Origin of the sequence: Vreelandella zhaodongensis (genome assembly GCF_013415115.1) — a bacterium.
Lineage (GTDB): Bacteria > Pseudomonadota > Gammaproteobacteria > Pseudomonadales > Halomonadaceae > Vreelandella > Vreelandella zhaodongensis.
In genome coordinates this window covers 161,753-183,871 of the sequence record NZ_JACCDD010000007.1, presented here as the reverse complement: position 1 = coordinate 183,871, position 22,119 = coordinate 161,753, and the positions used below count along the sequence as shown (strand labels likewise).

General features: G+C 54.6%; 26 protein-coding genes. All 26 read left to right on the top strand.

The genetic code is table 11. From position 1 onward, the window contains the following. Positions 1 to 182: 182 nt before the first annotated feature. The 26 genes from rpoB (at position 183) to rpmD (ending at position 22,119) form a co-directional block, all read left to right on the top strand. Positions 183 to 4,259, top strand: coding sequence for a DNA-directed RNA polymerase subunit beta (gene rpoB, locus HZS79_RS13565; RefSeq protein WP_162217895.1), 4,077 nt, complete (start codon positions 183 to 185; stop codon positions 4,257 to 4,259). Between the two features lie 10 nt (positions 4,260 to 4,269). After that, positions 4,270 to 8,484, top strand: coding sequence for a DNA-directed RNA polymerase subunit beta' (rpoC, locus tag HZS79_RS13560; protein WP_179928127.1), 4,215 nt, complete (start codon positions 4,270 to 4,272; stop codon positions 8,482 to 8,484). A gap of 198 nt (positions 8,485 to 8,682) precedes the next feature. Further along, positions 8,683 to 9,057 carry a 30S ribosomal protein S12 gene (gene rpsL / locus HZS79_RS13555; protein WP_009098973.1) on the top strand — a complete coding sequence of 125 codons (375 nt, stop codon included), beginning with the start codon at positions 8,683 to 8,685 and terminating at the stop codon, positions 9,055 to 9,057. 141 nt (positions 9,058 to 9,198) lie between these two features. After that, entirely contained in the window at positions 9,199 to 9,669 is a 471-nt protein-coding gene (rpsG, locus tag HZS79_RS13550; RefSeq protein WP_009098975.1) for a 30S ribosomal protein S7, read from the top strand. A gap of 167 nt (positions 9,670 to 9,836) precedes the next feature. Further along, positions 9,837 to 11,960: an elongation factor G gene (fusA, locus tag HZS79_RS13545; RefSeq protein WP_179928126.1), complete on the top strand. Its 2,124-nt coding sequence runs from the start codon at positions 9,837 to 9,839 to the stop codon at positions 11,958 to 11,960. Between the two features lie 29 nt (positions 11,961 to 11,989). Next, on the top strand, positions 11,990 to 13,183 hold the full coding sequence (gene tuf, locus HZS79_RS13540) for an elongation factor Tu (protein WP_009098981.1): 1,194 nt from the start codon (positions 11,990 to 11,992) through the stop codon (positions 13,181 to 13,183). Positions 13,184 to 13,342: 159 nt separating this feature from the next. Continuing rightward, positions 13,343 to 13,654, top strand: a complete 312-nt coding sequence (gene rpsJ, locus HZS79_RS13535; protein ID WP_009098983.1) for a 30S ribosomal protein S10 — start codon at positions 13,343 to 13,345, stop codon at positions 13,652 to 13,654. A 155-nt stretch (positions 13,655 to 13,809) separates the two neighbouring features. Next, positions 13,810 to 14,448, top strand: a complete 639-nt coding sequence (gene rplC, locus HZS79_RS13530; protein ID WP_162217892.1) for a 50S ribosomal protein L3 — start codon at positions 13,810 to 13,812, stop codon at positions 14,446 to 14,448. 15 nt (positions 14,449 to 14,463) lie between these two features. Next, positions 14,464 to 15,069: a 50S ribosomal protein L4 gene (gene rplD, locus HZS79_RS13525; protein ID WP_162217891.1), complete on the top strand. Its 606-nt coding sequence runs from the start codon at positions 14,464 to 14,466 to the stop codon at positions 15,067 to 15,069. Next, complete coding sequence (rplW, locus tag HZS79_RS13520; protein WP_009723902.1) at positions 15,066 to 15,362, top strand: 50S ribosomal protein L23; 297 nt, start codon at positions 15,066 to 15,068, stop codon at positions 15,360 to 15,362. Before rplD ends, rplW begins: the two co-directional genes overlap by 4 nt. Positions 15,363 to 15,379: 17 nt before the next feature. Next, on the top strand, positions 15,380 to 16,210 hold the full coding sequence (gene rplB / locus HZS79_RS13515) for a 50S ribosomal protein L2 (RefSeq protein ID WP_030074210.1): 831 nt from the start codon (positions 15,380 to 15,382) through the stop codon (positions 16,208 to 16,210). A gap of 33 nt (positions 16,211 to 16,243) precedes the next feature. Beyond that, positions 16,244 to 16,519, top strand: a complete 276-nt coding sequence (gene rpsS / locus HZS79_RS13510) for a 30S ribosomal protein S19 (protein WP_009098993.1) — start codon at positions 16,244 to 16,246, stop codon at positions 16,517 to 16,519. 18 nt (positions 16,520 to 16,537) lie between these two features. Further along, positions 16,538 to 16,870, top strand: coding sequence for a 50S ribosomal protein L22 (gene rplV / locus HZS79_RS13505; protein ID WP_010626471.1), 333 nt, complete (start codon positions 16,538 to 16,540; stop codon positions 16,868 to 16,870). 11 nt (positions 16,871 to 16,881) lie between these two features. After that, a complete protein-coding gene (gene rpsC / locus HZS79_RS13500) occupies positions 16,882 to 17,586 on the top strand; it encodes a 30S ribosomal protein S3 (RefSeq protein WP_009098997.1) in 705 nt (234 codons plus the stop codon). Between the two features lie 15 nt (positions 17,587 to 17,601). Continuing rightward, complete coding sequence (rplP, locus tag HZS79_RS13495; protein WP_007112000.1) at positions 17,602 to 18,015, top strand: 50S ribosomal protein L16; 414 nt, start codon at positions 17,602 to 17,604, stop codon at positions 18,013 to 18,015. After that, entirely contained in the window at positions 18,015 to 18,206 is a 192-nt protein-coding gene (rpmC, locus tag HZS79_RS13490) for a 50S ribosomal protein L29 (protein WP_009723898.1), read from the top strand. The genes rplP and rpmC overlap by 1 nt, the downstream gene beginning before the upstream one ends. Before the next feature lies 1 nt (position 18,207). Continuing rightward, positions 18,208 to 18,468: a 30S ribosomal protein S17 gene (gene rpsQ, locus HZS79_RS13485; RefSeq protein WP_009723897.1), complete on the top strand. Its 261-nt coding sequence runs from the start codon at positions 18,208 to 18,210 to the stop codon at positions 18,466 to 18,468. Positions 18,469 to 18,518: 50 nt separating this feature from the next. Next, positions 18,519 to 18,890 (top strand): 50S ribosomal protein L14, encoded by a 372-nt coding sequence (rplN, locus tag HZS79_RS13480; protein WP_009723896.1) that lies wholly within the window; start codon positions 18,519 to 18,521, stop codon positions 18,888 to 18,890. 14 nt (positions 18,891 to 18,904) lie between these two features. Next, positions 18,905 to 19,219 (top strand): 50S ribosomal protein L24, encoded by a 315-nt coding sequence (gene rplX, locus HZS79_RS13475; RefSeq protein ID WP_009723895.1) that lies wholly within the window; start codon positions 18,905 to 18,907, stop codon positions 19,217 to 19,219. An 18-nt stretch (positions 19,220 to 19,237) separates the two neighbouring features. Beyond that, positions 19,238 to 19,777: a 50S ribosomal protein L5 gene (gene rplE / locus HZS79_RS13470; RefSeq protein WP_162217889.1), complete on the top strand. Its 540-nt coding sequence runs from the start codon at positions 19,238 to 19,240 to the stop codon at positions 19,775 to 19,777. Positions 19,778 to 19,787: 10 nt separating this feature from the next. Continuing rightward, on the top strand, positions 19,788 to 20,093 hold the full coding sequence (rpsN, locus tag HZS79_RS13465; RefSeq protein WP_009099007.1) for a 30S ribosomal protein S14: 306 nt from the start codon (positions 19,788 to 19,790) through the stop codon (positions 20,091 to 20,093). 32 nt (positions 20,094 to 20,125) lie between these two features. Further along, entirely contained in the window at positions 20,126 to 20,518 is a 393-nt protein-coding gene (rpsH, locus tag HZS79_RS13460; protein WP_162217888.1) for a 30S ribosomal protein S8, read from the top strand. Positions 20,519 to 20,527: 9 nt separating this feature from the next. After that, positions 20,528 to 21,058 carry a 50S ribosomal protein L6 gene (gene rplF, locus HZS79_RS13455; RefSeq protein WP_162217887.1) on the top strand — a complete coding sequence of 177 codons (531 nt, stop codon included), beginning with the start codon at positions 20,528 to 20,530 and terminating at the stop codon, positions 21,056 to 21,058. Positions 21,059 to 21,067: 9 nt separating this feature from the next. Further along, complete coding sequence (gene rplR / locus HZS79_RS13450) at positions 21,068 to 21,418, top strand: 50S ribosomal protein L18 (RefSeq protein ID WP_008959159.1); 351 nt, start codon at positions 21,068 to 21,070, stop codon at positions 21,416 to 21,418. A gap of 11 nt (positions 21,419 to 21,429) precedes the next feature. After that, the gene (gene rpsE / locus HZS79_RS13445; protein WP_078089853.1) at positions 21,430 to 21,930 is read left to right on the top strand and encodes a 30S ribosomal protein S5; all 501 of its coding nucleotides are present in this window, start codon (positions 21,430 to 21,432) and stop codon (positions 21,928 to 21,930) included. Between the two features lie 6 nt (positions 21,931 to 21,936). After that, complete coding sequence (gene rpmD / locus HZS79_RS13440; RefSeq protein ID WP_009723888.1) at positions 21,937 to 22,119, top strand: 50S ribosomal protein L30; 183 nt, start codon at positions 21,937 to 21,939, stop codon at positions 22,117 to 22,119.

Below are 22,119 nucleotides of genomic sequence, written 5' to 3'. Positions count from 1 at the left end.
TTGTGAAGCGCGAGTGACAGTGAATGATAGCGAAGCGCTCGCAGCACTACTGTAACACTGTTATCTATCAAGATTTTTGACGGCGAGCTACCGATTTAGGAGCTTGCTGTCTGCGTCTGAAACGCCCGCGGGGCAGATGACCACGCATCGGTCACCCATGGTGAACAAGCTGGGGAATACAGATGGCTTACTCATATACTGAGAAAAAACGCATCCGCAAGGATTTCGGCAAACTGCCCCAAGTGATGGATGTGCCTTACTTGCTGGCCATCCAGCTTGATTCCTACTACGACTTTCTCCAGCAGGATCGTTCGCCCGACGAGCGCCACGAGGTTGGCCTGCACGCGGCGTTTAAGTCCGTGTTTCCGATCGAGAGCTTCTCCGGCAATGCGGCATTGGAGTATGTCAGCTACCGTTTCGGCACGCCGGCGTTCGATGTGAAGGAGTGTCAGCTGCGTGGCGTGACCTACTCCGCCCCGCTGCGCGTCAAAGTTCGCTTGATCATCTATGATCGCGACTCGTCGAACAAGGCAATCAAGGATATTAAAGAGCAGGAAGTTTACATGGGGGAAATCCCCCTGATGACCGAGAACGGTACCTTTGTTATCAATGGTACTGAGCGGGTTATCGTTTCCCAGCTCCATCGCTCGCCTGGTGTGTTCTTTGACCACGATAAAGGCAAGAGTCACTCCTCTGGTAAGCTGCTCTACTCTGCACGAGTGATTCCTTACCGTGGCTCCTGGCTGGACTTCGAATTCGATCCCAAAGACAACGTCTTTGTACGTATCGACCGTCGCCGGAAACTGCCTGCGTCGGTACTGATGCGTGCCTTGGGAATGAGCACCGAAGAGATTCTTGAAGAGTTCTTCGAAACCAGCAAGTTCCACATTGATAAGTCGGGCTTCTCAGTGGAGCTCGTGCCGTCACGCCTGCGTGGTGAGACTGCCACCTTCGACATCAAAGATGGCGAGGGCGGTATTATTGTTGAGGAAGGGCGTCGTATTACCCAGAAGCATATTCGTCAGCTTGAGAAAGCAGGCCTTGAGCGTCTGGAAGTGCCAATGGAATACCTATTTGGCAAAACGCTGGCAAAAGATCAGATTGACACCAAAACAGGTGAGCTGATCTGTCCGTGTAACAGTGAAATCACACCCGAGTTGCTAGAGCGCATGGCACAAGGTGGGATCACTGACATTGAAACGCTTTACACCAACGACCTCGATTGCGGTTCGTTTATTTCCGATACGCTGAAGTTGGATACCACGGCGTCTGCGCTTGAGGCGCTGGTGGAAATTTATCGCATGATGCGTCCTGGCGAGCCACCCACTAAGGATGCTGCCGAGACGCTGTTTAACAACTTGTTCTTCAGTGAAGACCGCTACGACCTGTCGGGCGTCGGTCGGATGAAGTTCAACCGTCGTCTGCGTCGCGATACTGACACAGGGTCTGGCGTTCTGGATCGCAAAGACATCCTTGATGTACTGCGCGAGTTGATCAATATCCGTAACGGCTTCGGCGACGTTGACGATATCGATCACCTGGGCAACCGTCGTATTCGCTGTGTAGGCGAAATGGCTGAAAACCAGTTCCGCGTGGGCTTGGTGCGTGTAGAGCGTGCGGTGAAAGAGCGCCTTTCCATGGCGGAAAGTGAAGGTCTGATGCCCCAAGACTTGATCAACGCCAAGCCGGTTGCGGCAGCGGTGAAAGAGTTCTTCGGTTCCAGCCAGCTATCCCAGTTCATGGATCAGAATAACCCGCTTTCTGAGGTTACCCACAAGCGTCGTGTGTCTGCACTCGGCCCAGGTGGTTTGACCCGTGAGCGTGCTGGCTTCGAAGTGCGCGACGTACACGCCACGCACTATGGCCGTCTGTGCCCAATCGAAACGCCGGAAGGCCCGAACATCGGCCTGATCAACTCTTTGGCGACGTACAGCCATACCAACAGCTACGGCTTCCTCGAAACGCCTTACCGTAAGGTGAACGCTGGCCAGGTGACCGACGATATCGTCCACCTGTCGGCGATCGAGGAGGGTGACTTCGTTATTGCCCAGGCGTCGGCAGCTGTTGATGAATCCAACAAGCTGAGCGATGACTTGGTTCAGGTGCGTCACCGTGGTGAAACCACGTTTATGCGTCCTGAGCAGGTCACCTTGATGGACGTGTCTCCGCGCCAGGTTGTTTCAGTAGCGGCCGCATTGATTCCGTTCCTTGAGCACGATGATGCTAACCGCGCCTTGATGGGTGCGAACATGCAGCGTCAGGCCGTACCAACCTTGCGCGCTGACAAGCCGCTGGTGGGTACCGGTATGGAGCGCTTCGTTGCTCGTGACTCCGGTGTGTGCGCCGTGGCTCGTCGTGGTGGTGTGATCGACTCTGTTGACGCACGTCGTGTGGTGGTGCGGGTACATGAAGATGAAATCATCGGCGGTGAAGCTGGTGTTGATATCTACAACCTGACCAAGTACACCCGTTCAAACCAGAACACCTGTATGAACCAGCGCCCCATCGTGCGTCCTGGTGACAACGTAGCCCGTGGCGACATTCTTGCCGACGGCCCATCTGTTGATATGGGTGATCTGGCACTGGGCCAGAACATGCGCATCGCGTTCATGCCCTGGAATGGTTACAACTTCGAGGACTCCATCCTGCTGTCTGAGCGGGTGGTACAAGAAGACCGCTTCACCACGATTCATATCCAAGAGCTGACCTGTGTGTCTCGCGACACCAAGTTGGGGCCGGAAGAGATTACTGCCGATATTCCCAACGTTGGCGAATCTGCGCTGGGCAAATTGGATGAGTCAGGCGTTGTCTATATCGGTGCCGAGGTTGGCCCTGGCGATATTCTGGTCGGTAAGGTAACGCCGAAAGGTGAAACCCAGCTGACGCCGGAAGAGAAGCTGCTTCGTGCGATTTTCGGTGAAAAGGCGTCTGACGTTAAAGACACCTCGCTGCGCGCGCCGACCGGTATGAAAGGCACGGTTATCGACGTTCAGGTATTTACCCGTGACGGCGTTGAAAAAGATACCCGCGCTCTCGCCATCGAGCAGATGCAGTTGGACGAGGTGCGTAAAGACCTTCAGGAAACCTACCGGATTGCTGAAGACGCTACTTTTGAGCGTCTGAAGCGTACCCTGGAAGGGCAGGCGGTTAACGGTGGCCCGCAGCTGACGAAAGGCGACGTGCTCGACGAGGCATATCTGGACGAGTTGCCGCGCCAGCAGTGGTTCAAACTGCGCATGCAGGATGAGGCCTTTAACGAATTGCTGGCCCAGGCGGATGAGCAGTTAGAGAACCGCCGTAAAGAGATGGACGAGCGCTTTGAAGATAAGAAGCGCAAGTTGACCCAGGGCGACGATCTCGCGCCGGGCGTTCTCAAAATCGTCAAAGTTTACATGGCGGTCAAGCGTCGTATTCAGCCAGGCGACAAGATGGCAGGCCGTCACGGTAACAAAGGTGTTATCTCGGCGATCATGCCCATCGAAGATATGCCGTTCGACGAGAAGGGCGAGCCGGTTGATGTGGTGCTGAACCCGCTGGGCGTTCCGTCGCGCATGAACGTTGGTCAGATCTTGGAAACCCACCTGGGGATGGCTGCGCGTGGCTTAGGCATGAAGATCGATGCCATGCTGCGTGACGCCCGTGGCCAGCAGATTGCTGAAATTCGCGACTTCCTGGGTCAGATATACAACACGCCAGGTACCCGTGTCGAAGACATTGATTCGCTGAGTGATGAAGAGATCATCGCGCTGGCGAAAAATCTCAAGGGCGGTGTACCCATGGCAACGCCGGTATTTGATGGTGCTAAAGAGCACGAAATCAAACACCTGCTGAAGCTGGCTGACATCCCTGAGTCTGGCCAAATGACGCTGTATGATGGTCGTACTGGCGAATCGTTTGACCGCCCAGTTACCGTCGGCTACATGTACATGCTCAAGCTGAACCACTTGGTAGACGATAAGATGCACGCGCGTTCTACTGGTTCTTACTCGCTTGTGACTCAGCAGCCGCTGGGTGGTAAGGCGCAGTTCGGTGGTCAGCGTTTTGGTGAGATGGAAGTGTGGGCGCTGGAAGCTTACGGTGCCGCGTATACGCTGCAAGAGATGCTCACCGTCAAGTCGGATGACGTCGAAGGTCGCACCAAGATGTATAAAAACATCGTGGATGGCGACCACACCATGCAGGCAGGCATGCCGGAATCCTTCAATGTACTCGTGAAGGAAATCCGCTCGCTGGGCATCGATATCGAGTTAGAGAGCTAGGAGCCGTCCCATGAAAGATTTGGTGAAAGTACTCAAATCGCAATCTCAGTCCGAAGAGTTTGACGCGATCAAGATTACCCTGGCGTCGCCGGACATGATTCGCTCCTGGTCGTTCGGCGAGGTGAAGAAGCCTGAGACCATCAACTACCGTACCTTTAAGCCGGAGCGGGATGGTCTGTTCTGCGCCAAGATTTTCGGCCCGGTCAAAGACTACGAGTGCTTGTGCGGCAAGTATAAGCGCATGAAGCACCGCGGCATTATTTGTGAGAAGTGTGGCGTCGAAGTCACCAAGGCTGCCGTGCGCCGTGAGCGCATGGGTCACATCGAACTGGCGTCGCCGGTTGCTCACATTTGGTTTTTGAAGTCGCTGCCGTCGCGTATTGGCATGTTCCTCGATATGACCCTGCGTGATATCGAGCGTGTGCTGTACTTCGAGAGCTTTGTCGTTATCGATCCCGGTATGACCACGCTGGAGCGTGGTCAGCTACTCAACGACGAACAGTATTTTGAAGCGCTAGAAGAGTTCGGCGATGACTTCGATGCCCGCATGGGTGCTGAAGCTGTCCAAGAACTGCTGAAAGATATCGATCTGGAAGAAGAGATTAATCATCTGCGTGAAGAAATTCCGCAGACCAACTCTGAGACCAAGATCAAGAAGCTTTCTAAGCGCCTCAAGCTGCTGGAAGCGTTCTACCACTCCGGCAATGCGCCGGCGTGGATGGTCATGGAAGTGCTGCCTGTGCTGCCACCGGATCTCCGTCCGTTGGTACCGCTAGACGGTGGCCGCTTCGCGACCTCAGATTTGAACGACCTTTACCGTCGTGTCATTAACCGTAACAACCGCTTGAAGCGTCTGCTCGACCTCAATGCGCCGGACATTATCGTGCGCAACGAGAAGCGTATGCTGCAAGAGGCGGTTGATGCGCTGCTCGATAACGGTCGTCGTGGCCGTGCTATCACAGGCTCTAACAAGCGTCCCCTGAAATCCCTTGCCGACATGATCAAGGGTAAGCAAGGTCGTTTCCGTCAGAACTTGCTAGGTAAGCGCGTTGACTACTCAGGCCGCTCGGTTATCACCGTTGGTCCGACCCTGCGTCTACACCAGTGTGGTTTGCCGAAGAAAATGGCGCTTGAGCTGTTCAAGCCGTTTATCTACTCCAAGCTGCAGTCGTTAGGCTACGCGTCTACGATTAAAGCGGCGAAGAAAATGGTTGAGCGCGAACTGCCGGAGGTGTGGGACATCCTTGCTGATGTTATCCGCGAACATCCGGTACTGCTTAACCGTGCGCCGACGCTTCACCGCCTTGGTATTCAAGCGTTTGAGCCGCTGTTGATCGAAGGTAAGGCGATCCAGCTGCACCCGCTGGTGTGTGCCGCCTACAACGCCGACTTCGACGGTGACCAGATGGCGGTACACGTACCGCTGACCCTGGAAGCCCAGCTTGAAGCGCGTGCGCTGATGATGGCCACCAATAACGTACTGTCGCCAGCCAACGGCGAGCCGATTATCGTGCCGTCCCAAGACGTTGTTCTGGGTCTGTATTACATGACCCGCGAAAAGATCAACGCCAAAGGCGAGGGCATGGTGTTCTCTGACCTCAACGAGGTAGAGCGTGCTTTCGGTACCCAATCGGTGTCGTTACATGCCCGTGTGAAAGTTCGTCTGGACGAAGTGGATGTCGAAGAAGAGAGCGGCGAGCGCAGCTTCCACCGTCGCATCTACGACACCACAGTTGGTCGTGCGCTACTGTTCCGCATTCTGCCCGAAGGCGTGCCGTTCTCGCTAATCGACCAGCCGATGAAGAAGAAGGCGATCTCCAGCCTGATCAACGAGGTATACCGTCGTGCTGGCCTGAAGCCCACGGTTATCTTTGCTGATCAGCTGATGTATACCGGTTTCCGTTTGGCAACATGGTCGGGTGCATCGATCGGGGTTAACGACTTCGTTATTCCTGACGCGAAAACCGAGATTGTTGACGCTGCGGAAGCAGAAGTGAAAGAGATCGAAGACCAGTTCTCTTCTGGCCTGGTAACTGCCGGTGAGAAGTACAACAAGGTTATCGATATCTGGTCGAAGGCCAACGATAAAGTCGCCAAAGCGATGATGGTGGGTATCTCTAAAGAGACCGTTGTCGACCGCGAAGGTAACGAAGTCGAGCAAGACTCGTTCAATAGCGTCTTCATCATGGCGGACTCCGGGGCGCGTGGTTCTGCCGCTCAGATTCGTCAGCTGGCAGGTATGCGTGGTCTGATGGCTAAGCCGGATGGCTCGATCATCGAAACGCCGATCGTTGCCAACTTCCGTGAAGGTCTGAACGTACTTCAGTACTTCATCTCGACCCACGGTGCCCGTAAAGGTCTGGCGGATACGGCCCTGAAAACGGCTAACTCTGGTTACCTGACTCGTCGTCTGGTTGACGTTGCTCAGGACTTGGTCATCACAGAGACCGACTGTGGCACCGAAAACGGCTTGACGCTGCATCCGATTATCGAGGGTGGCGACATTATTGTACCGCTGTCCCAGCGCGTACTTGGCCGTGTTGTTGCTCAGGATGTGGTAGATCCAGGCACGGATGAAGTTCTGATCCCGCGTGGCACCCTGCTAGATGAGAAATGGTGTGCAGAGCTGGATACCATGGGTGTGGACGAGATCATTGTACGCTCGACCATTACTTGTGACACGGCTCACGGTGTTTGTTCATCCTGTTATGGTCGTGACTTGGCCCGTGGCCACCAGGTGAATATCGGTGAATCTGTCGGCGTTATCGCTGCTCAGTCTATCGGTGAGCCGGGTACCCAGCTGACCATGCGTACCTTCCACATCGGTGGTGCGGCCTCGCGCTCATCGGCAGTGGACAGTGTTCAGGTCAAGCATGGCGGTAAAGTGCGCCTGCACAACATCAAGCATGTAGAGCGTGCTGACGGTAAATTGGTAGTGGTATCCCGTTCCAGCGCCCTGGCGGTAGCTGATGATCATGGTCGTGAGCGTGAGTACTACAAGCTGCCCTACGGTGCCGAGCTTTCCGTACGTGATGGCGACGTGGTTGATGGTGGCGCGATTGTTGCGAAGTGGGATCCGCACACTCACCCCGTTATCGCTGAAGTAGAAGGTAAAGCGCAATTCATCGATCTTGACGAAGGTGTCACCATGCACCGTACCGTCGATGAGATGACGGGCTTGTCTTCTATTGAGGTGATTGAGTCGGCAGCACGCCCGATGGCAGGACGCGATAAGCGCCCGATGGTCATGTTGCAAGATGCCTCTGGTGAGTACGTCTCAGTCTCAGGCTCTAACACCCCGGTACAGTACCTGTTACCAGGTAACTCCATTATTTCAGCAGATGATGGTGCCACGATCGGTGTGGGTGAAGTTGTTGCGCGTATCCCAGTAGAGGCCTCGGGTAACAAAGACATCACCGGTGGTCTGCCGCGGGTTGCTGACTTGTTTGAAGCACGTAAGCCGAAAGAGTCTGCCATCCTGGCTGAAATCAGTGGTGTTATCAGCTTCGGCAAAGAGACCAAGGGTAAACGTCGTTTGACGATCACGCCGGAGTCTGGCGACCCGTTTGAAGCGCTGATCCCGAAATGGCGTCAGATTGCTGTCTTCGAAGGTGAAGCCGTCGAAAAGGGTGAAGTGATTTCGGATGGTCCAAGCAATCCTCACGATATCCTGCGTTTGTTGGGCGTGGCGGAGTTGGCCAAGTACATCACCGCCGAAGTTCAGGACGTTTATCGTCTGCAGGGTGTAGGCATCAACGATAAGCATATTGAGGTTATCGTACGCCAGATGCTGCGTAAGGTGGAGATCACCGACTCGGGTGACTCTGACTTCATTACCGGCGATCAGGCGGAGCTTGTGCGTGTGCTTGAGCAGAACGCGCGGCTTGAAAAAGAGAATAAATTCCCAGCCAAGTATCAGCGTTTGTTGCTGGGTATTACCAAGGCCAGCTTGGCCACTGAGTCGTTCATTTCGGCGGCGTCGTTCCAGGAAACGACACGCGTATTGACCGAAGCAGCGGTGACCGGCAAGCGCGACTATCTGCGCGGCCTGAAAGAAAACGTGGTGGTTGGACGTCTGATTCCGGCAGGTACCGGTCTGACTCACCACGCAGAGCGTCGTCGCAAGCGCGAAGACGTTGAGCGTCTGTTCAACCCATCGGCTACCGAAGTTGAGCAGGAGCTTGGTGCTCAGTTAACCGCCCTTGATTCAGACGACGAGCTGTAATCGACGGTAAGGAAAACGAGTAACAACGAGTCGCTGGCCCTTATGGCTCAGTCTTGCTGGTTAAACCGCCAGCAAGACTTGACGTCACCTAGGGTCAGCCTTTAGAATGCGCAGCCTTTAACAGTGGGGTGGGTGCGCCCGCATCCGCTGCCCGTATTTGTTGAAAGGCCAGGCAACCATTGGAGTCAGCTAAACACCATGGCAACGATTAATCAGCTAGTGCGCAAGCCGCGCAAGCGCCCCGTCACTAAGAGTGACGTACCTGCGCTACAGGCATGCCCGCAGAAGCGCGGCGTATGTACGCGCGTTTATACTACTACCCCTAAGAAGCCGAACTCGGCCCTGCGTAAGGTTTGCCGTGTGCGCCTTACCAACGGTTTCGAAGTGTCTTCTTACATCGGTGGTGAAGGTCACAACCTGCAAGAGCACTCTGTTGTTCTGATTCGCGGCGGTCGTGTAAAGGATTTGCCAGGTGTGCGTTATCACACCGTTCGTGGCGCCCTTGATACGTCTGGCGTACAGAACCGTAAGCAGGGTCGTTCTAAGTACGGTACCAAGCGTCCGAAGTCCTAAGGCGTCTTGTTCCAGCGTCTTAAGGCGCTGGCGTTGTTACCTTAATACGAATATGACGGTCTGATAAGAGTAAGGTCGGGCGGCGCTATTAGCGCAACTGGTCCCGAGTTTACCTGAAGGATCCTTAATTGAGGGCTTATCATGCCTAGAAGAAGAGTTGTAGCTAAACGCGAAATCCTGCCGGATCCTAAGTTCGGAAGTGAGCGTCTGGCGAAGTTCATGAACCACCTGATGGTCAGCGGCAAGAAGTCCATAGCTGAGCGCATCGTCTACGGTGCGTTGGACAAGGTTGCCGAGCGTAGTAATGAAGAGCCGCTGGAAATCTTCGACAAAGCGCTGGAAACCATCCAGCCGATGGTCGAAGTAAAGTCGCGCCGCGTTGGTGGTGCGACCTATCAGGTGCCGGTCGAAGTTCGTCCTTCGCGTCGCCAAGCCCTAGCAATGCGCTGGTTGGTGGATGCTGCGCGTCGCCGCGGTGAAAAAACGATGGTTCAGCGCCTGGCAGGTGAAATGCTGGATGCCGCTGAAGGCAAAGGCTCGGCCGTTAAGAAGCGTGAAGATGTGCACCGTATGGCAGAAGCCAACAAGGCCTTCTCTCACTATCGTTTCTAAACTCGGCGTTTCTAAGTCAGTGTTGCTTTTTACTGGTTGTGCTGCGTTAAAGATTTTTTTCGCCGTGTTGCAACACGCCGCCGCTATCGTTGTCGATGGCGGCAGTGGCATACGTAAAATGAACATTGATGAATTAACGAGCATCGCCAACTAACGGGAGCTTCACCGTGGCACGCAAGACTCCACTTAATCGTTATCGCAATATTGGTATTGTTGCACACGTTGACGCGGGTAAAACCACGACAACAGAGCGCGTACTGTTCTATACCGGCCTTTCCCATAAAGTGGGTGAGGTACATGACGGTGCTGCGACGACAGACTGGATGGAACAAGAGCAGGAGCGTGGTATTACTATCACCTCTGCTGCTGTTACCACCTTCTGGCAAGGTATGAATAAGCAGTTTGACGAACATCGTATCAATATCATTGATACGCCTGGGCACGTTGACTTCACTATCGAAGTTGAGCGTTCTCTGCGTGTCCTTGATGGTGCCGTCGTTGTGCTGTGTGGCTCTTCCGGTGTTCAGCCGCAGACCGAAACCGTTTGGCGTCAGGCCAATAAGTATGAAGTTCCGCGTATGGTTTTCGTCAATAAGATGGATCGTACCGGCGCTGACTTCTTTATGGTGGTTGACCAGCTTAAAGAGCGCTTGGGAGCTAACGCTGTGCCGATCCAGATCAACTGGGGCACAGAGGAAGATTTCAAAGGCGTGATCGACTTGATCCAGATGAAAGCCATCCTGTGGGATGAGGCGAGTCTGGGCATGGCGTATGAGCTTGTTGATATTCCGGCTGAGCTGCAAGAGACTGCTGAAACTTATCGTGAGCAAATGATCGAAGCCGCTGCCGAAGGCTCTGAAGAGCTGATGGACAAGTACTTGGAAGGCGGTGAGCTGTCGACTGAGGAAATCAAGGCCGGTCTTCGTGCGCGTACGTTAGCGAACGACATTGTTCTGGTTACCTGTGGTTCTGCATTTAAGAACAAAGGTGTTCAGGCGGTGCTTGATGGCATTATCGAATACATGCCTTCGCCGACTGAAGTTAAGGCGATCGAGGGTGAGCTTGACGATAAAGACGGTACCGTAGCGACTCGTGAAGCTGATGACAGTGCTCCGTTTGCGGCGTTGGCGTTTAAAATCGCTACCGATCCCTTCGTTGGTACCTTGACCTTTATCCGTGTTTATTCGGGCGTTCTAAAATCTGGTGACGGTGTTTATAACTCCGTTAAGCAGAAGAAAGAGCGTGTTGGTCGTATCGTTCAGATGCACGCTAACTCACGCGAAGAAATTAAAGAGATTTTGGCAGGTGATATCGCGGCGTGTATCGGTCTGAAAGACGTCACCACGGGTGACACCCTGTGCGACATCGATAACAAAATTGTTCTCGAGCGCATGGAGTTCCCGGATCCGGTTATCTCGGTAGCTGTAGAGCCGAAGTCGAAAGCTGATCAGGAAAAGATGGGTGTTGCACTGGGTAAATTGGCCCAGGAAGATCCCTCGTTCCAGGTTAAAACCGACGAAGAGACTGGCCAGACCATCATCTCTGGTATGGGTGAGCTGCACCTGGACATTATCGTTGACCGTATGCGTCGCGAGTTCAAGGTTGAAGCAAACATCGGTAAGCCTCAGGTCGCCTATCGTGAAACGATTCGCGGTAGCGTCGAGCAGGAAGGTAAGTTCGTACGTCAGTCGGGTGGTCGTGGTCAGTATGGTCACGTCTGGCTGCGTATTGAGCCGCTGGTAGCAGCAGAAAAGGGTGAAGGCGAAGGCGAGATTTTCTTCAAGTTCAACTCTGAAATCGTGGGTGGTGCAGTTCCCAAGGAATACGTACCTGCGGTTGAGAAGGGTGCCTATGAGCAGCTGAAAAACGGTGTCATCGCGGGTTACCCGATGATTGACGTTAAAGTAACGCTGTTTGATGGCTCCTTCCATGACGTGGACTCTAACGAGACTGCGTTCAAGATTGCTTCTTCTATGGCAGTGAAAGAAGGTGCCAGGAAGGCCAAGGCCGTGCTGCTGGAGCCGGTGATGAAGGTCGAAATCGTGACCCCCGAAGAGTTTATGGGTGACGTCATGGGCGACCTGAGCCGTCGTCGCGGTCTGGTGCAGGGCATGGATGACTCCTCTTCTGGTAAAGTCATTCGTGCAACGGTGCCACTGGGTGAGATGTTCGGTTACGCAACCGATCTGCGCTCACAAACCCAGGGCCGCGCGAGCTACTCTATGGAGTTCGCGAAGTACGAGGAGGCGCCCTCCAGCGTCGTTGAAGCCGTCATCAATCAAAACGGTTAACCGTTAGCTAACGTAAAGAGGTTATAGCAGTGGCTAAGGAAAAATTTGAACGTTCCAAACCGCACGTCAACGTCGGCACCATCGGTCACGTCGACCACGGTAAAACGACTCTGACAGCGGCCCTGACCCGCGTGTCTGCTGAGGTTTTCGGCGGCGACTGGCGTGAATTTGATACCATCGATAACGCTCCTGAAGAGCGCGAGCGCGGTATCACCATCGCTACGTCACACGTTGAGTACCAGTCTGAAGAGCGTCACTACGCGCACGTTGACTGCCCAGGACACGCTGACTACGTCAAGAACATGATTACCGGTGCTGCCCAGATGGATGGCGCAATTCTGGTATGTTCTGCCGCAGACGGCCCCATGCCGCAGACGCGTGAGCACATCCTGCTTTCTCGCCAGGTTGGCGTTCCTTACATCGTTGTGTTCCTGAACAAAGCGGACATGGTCGATGACGAAGAACTGCTTGAGCTGGTCGAGATGGAAGTTCGCGAGCTTCTCGACGAGTACGACTTCCCGGGTGACGACACGCCGATCATCACTGGTTCTGCGCTGATGGCGCTGAACGGTGAAGATGAGAACGGCATGGGTACTACTGCTGTTGCGAATCTGATCAAAGCTCTGGATGAGTACATCCCTGAGCCGGAGCGTGCTATCGACCAGCCGTTCCTGATGCCGATCGAAGACGTGTTCTCTATCTCTGGCCGCGGTACTGTTGTTACCGGTCGTGTAGAGCGCGGTATCGTAAAAGCGGGCGAAGAAGTGGAAATCGTGGGTATCCGCGACACCACTAAAACCATCGTTACCGGTGTTGAAATGTTCCGTAAGCTGCTCGACGAAGGTCGTGCAGGTGAGAACGTTGGCGCCCTGCTGCGTGGTACTAAGCGTGATGACGTCGAGCGTGGCCAGGTTCTGGCTAAGCCGGGCACCATCAACCCGCACACTACCTTCGAAGCTGAAGTATACGTGCTGTCCAAAGAAGAAGGTGGTCGTCACACGCCTTTCTTCAAGGGCTACCGTCCGCAGTTCTACTTCCGTACCACTGATGTAACCGGTACTTGTGAACTGCCAGAAGGCGTTGAAATGGTAATGCCGGGCGACAACGTTAAGATGGTTGTTACCCTGATCGCTCCGATCGCTATGGACGACGGTCTGCGCTTCGCTATTCGCGAAGGTGGTCGTACCGTTGGTGCTGGCGTTGTGGCCAAGATTGTCAAGTAAGCAGTTTGCTTGATTGATCAAGGGGGCTCTTGTGAGCCCCCTTTTCTGCGCACCAATAGCAAATGTTTGACATGGGCTTTTGGCGTGCCTATAATGCGCATCCTTTGAATGCGTGGGTAGACGGCTCGCGCCGTCGACATCCATTGGAGTTTAGGGCAAATGCAGAACCAAAAGATTCGCATTCGGTTGAAAGCGTTCGACCATCGCCTGATTGACCAGTCTACTGCGGAGATTGTTGAAACCGCTAAGCGTACTGGTGCTCAGGTTCGTGGACCGATCCCGCTGCCGACCAACCGCGAGCGCTATACCATTCTGATTTCACCGCACGTCAACAAAGATGCGCGTGATCAGTATGAGATTCGTACTCACAAGCGTGTGCTCGACATTGTTGAGCCAACTGAGAAAACTGTTGATGCGTTGATGAAGCTCGATCTCGCCGCTGGCGTAGACGTGCAAATCAAGCTCGACTAATTACACTAGACACTTCGCGGCCCAGCGCTCATTAATTTATTTTCAGGGTGAGCAGCAGCCGCCGCGCCGTGAGGCGCCACACAATGTGCTAGTGGAATGCTCTGGAAAGGGCAGCCATAGCGGGTGATAGCCCCGTACACTATAGGAGACTGAGTATGACTATCGGTTTAGTCGGTAAAAAAGCCGGGATGACCCGTGTCTTTACCGAAGATGGCGCTTCCGTGCCCGTGACCGTTATTGAAGTTGATCCTAACCGTGTAACACGCGTTAAGACCCTCGAGTCTGACGGTTACGCAGCGGTTCAGGTCACTACAGGTTCTCGTAAAGCCAAACACCTCACCAAAGCGCAAGCTGGTCAGTTTGCCAAGGCGGGTGTTGAGGCTGGTCGTTCACTGATGGAATTCCGCCTTGCAGAAGGTGAAGAAGCTCCAGAAGTGGGTGGCGAACTCACCGTATCCCTCTTCGAAGCTGGTCAAATGATCGACGTGACTGGCACCTCTAAGGGTAAAGGCTTCCAGGGTGCTGTTAAGCGCTGGAATTTCCGTACCCAAGACAACACGCATGGTAACTCCCTGTCGCACCGCGCGCCGGGTTCTATCGGCATGTGTCAGACCCCGGGTCGTGTATTCAAAGGCAAAAAAATGGCCGGTCAAATGGGTAATGCCCGTTGCACCGTACAGAGCCTTGAGATCGTCCGTGTCGACGCCGAGCGTAACCTGCTGCTGATCAAAGGTGCTGTTCCGGGCGCGACCGGTAGCGATGTTATCGTTCGCAGCGCCGTGAAAGCTGGCTGAAGGGGATAATTACCAATGAATCTGAATCTTGCTGCAGGCACGGGTACCGTTGAAGTAGCCGACGCCACTTTTGGCAAAGAATTCAACGAAGCGCTGGTTCACCAGGTGGTAACCGCCTATTTGGCTGGTGGCCGTCAAGGTACTCGCGCTCAAAAGAACCGTTCCGACGTACGTGGTGGTGGTAAGAAACCGTGGCGTCAGAAGGGTACCGGTCGTGCACGTGCCGGTACTATTCGCTCTCCGTTATGGCGCAGCGGCGGCGTAACTTTCGCGGCCCGTCCCCAGGACCACAGCCAGAAAGTTAACCGCAAAATGTACCGTGCGGCGATGCGTTCCATCCTGTCTGAGCTGGTACGTCAAGAACGCCTAGTCGTTGTTGAAGAGTTCAGCGTTGAAGCGCCGAAGACCAAGCAGGTAGCTGCCAAGCTGAAAGAGCTCAACATTGAGAAAGTGTTGATCGTCACTGAAGAACTAGACGAGAAGCTCTATTTGGCCGCACGCAACCTTCCCCACGTCGATGTGGTGGATGTCGCTGCAGCTGACCCGGTGAGCCTAGTTGCCTTTGATAAGGTTCTGGTCACCGTCTCCGCCCTGCGTAAATTCGAGGAGAAGCTGGCATGAACCAGGAGCGCGTATTTAAGGTTCTGCTTGGACCGCACGTGACCGAAAAGGCCGCGATGGCAGCCGAGCGCAACCAGTACGTTTTTAAAGTGGCATCTGATGCTACCAAGCCCGAGATCAAGAAAGCCGTTGAAGCACTATTCGGCAAGAAGGTCGGCAGCGTTCAAGTTTTGAACGTGAAGGGTAAAACTAAGCGTACTGCTCACGGCGTTGGCCTGCGTAAGGGTTACCGCAAAGCGTATGTGACCCTGGCTGCGGGTGAAACGCTCGAAGACTTCTCTGGCGCCGAATAAGGGCAGGAGTACGGATAATGGCAATCGTCAAGACCAAACCCACATCCGCCGGTCGTCGCCACGTCGTTAAGATCGTTGGTGAGGAACTGTACAAAGGCCGTGCTTATGCACCGCTTTTGGAAAAGCAGTCCAAGTCCGGTGGCCGTAACAACTACGGTCGCATCACCACCCGCCACGTGGGCGGTGGTCATCGTCACCACTATCGGTTGATCGACTTCAAACGCACCAAAGATGGCATTCCTGCCACTGTTGAGCGTCTGGAGCACGACCCGAACCGCAGTGCGCACATTGCGCTGCTGAAATACGCTGATGGCGAGCGTCGTTACATCATTGCACCGAAAGGTGTCAGCGCGGGTGACGTGCTGGAATCTGGTGTTAACGCGCCCATCAAGAAAGGTAATGCTTTGCCGCTGCGCAACATCCCGCTTGGTTCTACCGTTCACGGTATCGAACTGAAGCCGGGTAAAGGCGCGCAGATTGCTCGCAGTGCCGGTACTAGCGCCCAGTTGGTCGCTCGTGAAGGTAATTACGCTACCTTGCGTCTTCGCTCTGGCGAAATGCGTAAAGTGTTAGCGGAATGCCGCGCGACTCTGGGTGAGGTGAGCAACTCTGAGCACAGCCTGCGTCAACTTGGCAAGGCCGGTGCGAAGCGCTGGAGAGGCGTGCGTCCGACTGTTCGCGGTGTCGCGATGAACCCAGTCGATCACCCGCACGGTGGTGGCGAAGGCCGCACCAGTGGTGGTCGTCACCCGGTATCCCCATGGGGCGTGCCGACTAAGGGTCACAAGACGCGTAAGAACAAGCGCACCGACAAGCTGATCATTCGTCGTCGTAATAAGACGCGTTGATCTAAATTGCCAAGACATTAAGAGGTAACGGCTGTGCCACGTTCACTAAAGAAAGGTCCCTTCATTGACCTTCATCTTTTGAAGAAGGTAGAGGCTGCAGTGGAGAAGAACGATCGCAAACCGATCAAGACTTGGTCGCGTCGTTCTATGATCCTGCCAAACATGGTAGGCCTCACAATCGCTGTCCATAACGGTCGCCAACACGTCCCGGTGCATGTCTCCGAGGAAATGGTTGGTCACAAGCTGGGCGAATTCGCTGCTACTCGCACTTATCGCGGGCATGCGGCGGACAAAAAAGCCAAACGGTAAGCCAGAGAGGATTGAGAGATGGAAGTCACAGCTAAGCTGCGTGGCGCTCGTTTATCCGCCCAGAAGGCCCGTTTGGTGGCTGACCAGGTGCGCGGTAAACCGGTCGCCGAAGCACTCGACCTGCTGACCTTCTCACCGAAGAAGGCTGCCAAGCTGGTTAAGAAAGTGCTGCAGTCCGCCATTGCAAACGCGGAAGAAAATAACGGCATGGATATCGACGAGCTGCGTGTCTCGACCATCTGCGTCGATGAGGGCATGACGCTCAAGCGTATCAAGCCGCGTGCCAAAGGGCGTGCGGATCGTATCTTGAAGCGCACCTGCCACATCACCGTCAAGGTAGCCGAGAAGTAGGAGTCGACCAGATGGGTCAGAAAGTCAATCCAACAGGCATTCGACTGGGCATCGTCAAAGACCATGCTTCTGTCTGGTATGCCGAGCGCGGCGCATATGCCGATAAGCTCAATAATGATCTCGAAGTGCGCAGCTTCCTGGAAGAGCGTTTAAAAAACGCTTCCTTAAGCCGCATTCACATCGAGCGTCCGGCTAACAATGCCCGCATCACCATTCACACTGCCCGTCCGGGTATCGTGATTGGCAAAAAAGGTGAAGATGTCGACCGTTTACGTCGCGATCTCACCGAGATGATGGGTGTTCCGGTTCATGTGAACATCGAAGAAGTTCGCAAGCCGGAGCTGGATGCCAAGCTAGTCGCTGCTAACGTAGCGGGTCAGCTTGAGCGTCGCGTCATGTTCCGTCGTGCTATGAAGCGCGCGGTACAGAACGCAATGCGTCTTGGCGCTGGCGGCATCAAGATTCAGCTGTCAGGTCGTCTGGGTGGTGCCGAAATCGCACGTACCGAATGGTACCGCGAAGGTCGCGTTCCGTTGCACACGTTGCGTGCGGATATCGACTACGCCACTTACGAAGCTCACACCACCTACGGCGTCATCGGCGTCAAAGTGTGGATCTTCAAGGGCGAAATCCTCGGTGGTATCGAGGAAGTACGTGCCAAGGCTAAGCAACAGCAGCCTGCCGGCAACGCGCCCAAGAAGAAAGGTTCCAGGTAAGGGGAGAGCGAGTCGATGTTACAGCCCAAGCGTATGAAATTCCGCAAGATGATGAAAGGCCGCAACCGTGGCCTGGCGCATCGCGGAAGCAAGATCAGCTTCGGGGAGTACGGTCTCAAAGCAACCGGTCGTGGCCGCATCACTGCGCGTCAGATCGAAGCCGGCCGTCGTGCGATCACACGTCACGTTAAACGTGGCGGTAAAATTTGGATCCGCGTTTTCCCTGATAAGCCGATTTCCAAGAAGCCGCTCGAAGTTCGTATGGGTAAAGGTAAAGGTTCCGTTGAGTACTGGGTAGCCCAGATCCAACCGGGTCGGGTCCTGTACGAAATTGAAGGTGTATCCGAAGAGCTGGCCCGTGAAGCATTTGAGTTGGCCGCACAGAAGATGCCCTTGTCCACCACCTTTGCTAAACGGACGGTGATGTGATGAAAGCCCAGGAAATTCGTGAAAAGTCCGTAGGAGAGCTGCAAGAGCAACTCCTCGAGCTACTCCGCGAGCAGTTTAACCTGCGCATGCAGAAGGCCACTGGCCAACTGAGCCAGACTCATCTGCTCAAGCAGGTCCGCCGGGATATCGCCCGTGTGAAGACTATGCTCAACGAGAAGGCAGGTGAATAAGATGGCCGAAGAGAAAAAAACACGTACGCTCACCGGCAAGGTGGTGAGCGATAAGATGGATAAGTCCATCGTCGTAATGATCGAGCGTCGTGAGCGTCACCCGATCTACGGAAAATACGTCAAGCGCTCCACCAAGCTGCACGCCCATGATGAGGCGAACCAGGCTAAGGCAGGCGATACGGTTTCCATTCAGGAGTGCCGTCCGCTTTCCAAGAAGAAAGCTTGGACGCTGGTCGAGGTGGTCGAGCAAGCGAAGGGTTAATCCCTTTGCCTGTTCAACCAGTGCAGTCAGATTAGGTTTGGAGAAAACCGATGATTCAGACTCAGACAATGCTGGATGTCGCCGACAACAGCGGAGCGCGCCGGGTGCAATGCATCAAGGTGTTAGGCGGTTCACACCGTCGCTACGCTCGCGTTGGTGACGTCATTAAGGTAACGGTGAAGGAAGCGATTCCGCGCGGTAAGGTCAAAAAAGGCCAAGTGCTGAAAGCGGTAGTCGTTCGCACCCGTAGTGGCGTCCGTCGTAGTGACGGTTCGCTGATCCGTTTCGATGGAAATGCGGCGGTTTTGTTGAATAACACCAACGAACAGCCGATCGGCACGCGTATCTTCGGGCCGGTAACTCGTGAACTTCGTAATGAGAAGTTCATGAAGATCATTTCCCTAGCGCCTGAAGTGCTGTAAGGAGCGAGGCGGATATGCAAAAGATCAAACGTGACGATGAAGTCATCGTCATCGCCGGGAAGGATAAAGGCAAGCGCGGCACCGTTAAGCGGGTACTAGAAAACCGTTTCGTGGTGTCCGGTGTGAATATGATTAAACGTCACACCAAGCCTAATCCCATGGCGGGTAATCAGGGCGGTATCGTCGAGCGTGAGGCTCCGATTCACGCGTCCAACGTAGCCATCTTCAATTCGGAGACCGGTAAGGCGGATCGCGTCGGCTTCCAAGTTAAGGAAGACGGTACCAAGGTACGTATCTACAAGTCGACGCAGACGCAGATCGACGCCTAACGCGAGTCGGGTAGCAAAATGGCGAACTTGAAAGAACGTTATCAAAACGAGGTTGTAGCTAAACTGAAAGAAGAGTTCAGCTACGCCAACGTAATGCAGGTACCCCGGATCACGAAAGTGACTCTGAACATGGGTATCGGCGAAGCGGTCAGCGATAAAAAGTTGATCGACAATGCCATCGGTGACCTGGAGAAGCTCTCCGGTCAAAAGCCGCTGGTGACCAAGGCACGCAAGTCCATCGCGGGCTTCAAGGTGCGTGAAGGTTGGCCGATCGGTGTCAAAGTCACACTGCGCTCAGCGCGTATGTGGGACTTCTTGGACCGCCTGGTGAACATTGCGATTCCCCGCGTGCGTGACTTCCGTGGTCTCAATCCGAAGTCTTTTGACGGTCGCGGCAACTATTCTATGGGTGTGCGTGAGCAGATCATCTTCCCAGAGATCGAGTATGATAAGATCGATCGTATCCGGGGGCTGGACGTCACTATCACTACTACCGCCAACACCGACGAGGAAGGTCGTGCGCTATTAGCGGCACTGAACTTCCCGTTTAAGAAATAAGGGTTGGATCATGGCTAAGAAAAGTATGATAGAGCGTGAGCTCAAGCGTACTCAGCTAGTCGAGAAGTATGCGGCTAAGCGTGCAGAGCTCAAGAAAATCATCTCGGACGTGAACGCTTCTGAAGAAGATCGTTTCGAGGCGACGCTGAAGCTGCAGCAACTGCCGCGCGACTCAAGCCCGGTGCGCCAGCGTAATCGCTGCCGCGTCACTGGCCGTCCGCACGGTTTTTACAACAAGTTCGGCCTCGGCCGTAACAAGCTGCGTGAAGCCGCCATGCGTGGCGACGTCCCTGGTCTGAAAAAGTCCAGCTGGTAACGCTACGTAGAATCATCAGGAGCGCACATTAAATGAGCATGCAAGACACTCTGGCGGATATGTTTACCCGTATCCGCAATGCGCAGATGGCCACCAAGGAGACGGCTACCATGCCGTCCTCCAAGCTGAAAGTTGAAGTGGCCCGAGTGCTAAAGCAAGAAGGCTATATTGCCGACTTTACGGTGGCTGAAGGCGTTAAACCCGAGCTGACCGTTACTCTCAAGTACTTTGAGGGTAAGCCGGTTATTGAGCACATTCAGCGGGTTTCCAAGCCGTCTCTGCGCCAGTATAAAGGCAAAGACAACCTGCCTAAGGTCGCCGATGGTCTGGGTATCGCGATTGTCACCACCTCTAATGGTGTCATGACCGATCGTGCCGCGCGCCAAGCAGGCGTCGGTGGCGAAGTCATCTGCACCGTATTCTAGGAGGCTGGAATGTCCCGCATAGCGAAATATCCGGTTAACGTGCCTGCCGGTGTCGAGATCAAAATCGACGCTGGCCAGCTGACCGCCAAAGGCGGCCAAGGCACGCTGTCTATGCCCATTCACCAAGATGTTGTGATTGGACAAGAAGATGGTCAGCTGACCTTCGCCCCGAGCGAATCTGCCAAGAGCTGGGCTATGGCCGGTACTACCCGCGCCTTGGTTCAGAACCTGGTAACGGGCGTATCTGAGGGTTTCACAAAAACTCTCGAAATTGTTGGCGTCGGTTATCGTGCCCAAGCTAAGGGCCAGACGCTCAATCTTTCACTGGGCTTCTCGCACCCGGTCGACTATGAACTGCCTAAGGGTGTCTCAGCGGAAACGCCGAAGAACACCGTGATCGTGCTGAAAAGCGCGGACAAGCAGATGCTCGGTCAGTGCGCCGCGGAAATCCGCGCCTTCCGTCCGCCAGAGCCGTATAAAGGCAAGGGTGTACGGTACGCCGACGAGCAGGTGCGTCGCAAAGAAGCCAAGAAGAAGTAAGGCAGGGTTATGAACGCGAAGAAAGAATCTCGTCTCCGTCGTGCCCGCCGTGCTCGCGCCAAGATCCGCGAGCTGGGCGTGTATCGCCTGTGCGTCAACCGTACCCCGCGTCACATCTACGCGCAGATTATCTCGCCGGATGGTGGCAAAGTGCTAGCCAGTGCTTCTACGCTGGACAAAGCACTGCGCGAGGGTGCGACTGGTAATTCAGATGCCGCCTCTAAGGTGGGTGCTCTGATTGCTGAACGCGCTAAAGAAGCAGGCATCACCCAGGTGGCCTTCGACCGTGCTGGCTTTAAGTATCACGGCCGCGTCAAGGCTCTGGCCGACGCCGCTCGTGAAGGCGGCCTGGAATTCTAAAGGGTTTTACGATGGCGAAGAACGAACAGCAAAGCGGTGATCTGCAAGAGAAGTTAGTGCAGGTTAACCGCGTCGCCAAGGTGGTCAAAGGTGGTCGTATTTTCGGCTTCACCGCGCTGACCGTCGTTGGTGATGGTAAAGGTCGTGTCGGTTTTGGTCGTGGCAAGGCGCGTGAAGTGCCGGTTGCGATTCAAAAAGCGATGGACCAAGCTCGTCGCAACATGGTCAAGGTGAACCTTGCTGGCCATACGCTGCAGTATCCGGTGAAAGCGCGTCACGGTGCTTCTAAGGTTTACATGCAGCCGGCTTCAGAAGGTACCGGAATCATCGCTGGTGGTGCTATGCGCTCTGTATTAGAGCTTGCTGGCGTCCACGATGTACTGGCCAAGTGCTACGGTTCCACCAACCCGGTTAACGTGGTTCGAGCGACTGTTAAAGGTCTCTCCGCCATGCAAGCACCGGAAGACATTGCCGCTAAACGCGGTCTGTCTGTCGAAGCGATCACGGGGTAAGGCACCATGGCAGCAACGATCAAGGTTACCCAGATCCGCAGCACCATCGGCGTTTTACCCAAGCACAAGGCTACTATGAAGGGCCTGGGTCTGCGTCGCATCGGTCATACGGTTGAACTGGAAGACACCCCTGCCGTACGCGGCATGATCCACAAGGTAAACTACCTTGTGCGCGTTGAGGGAGAGTAA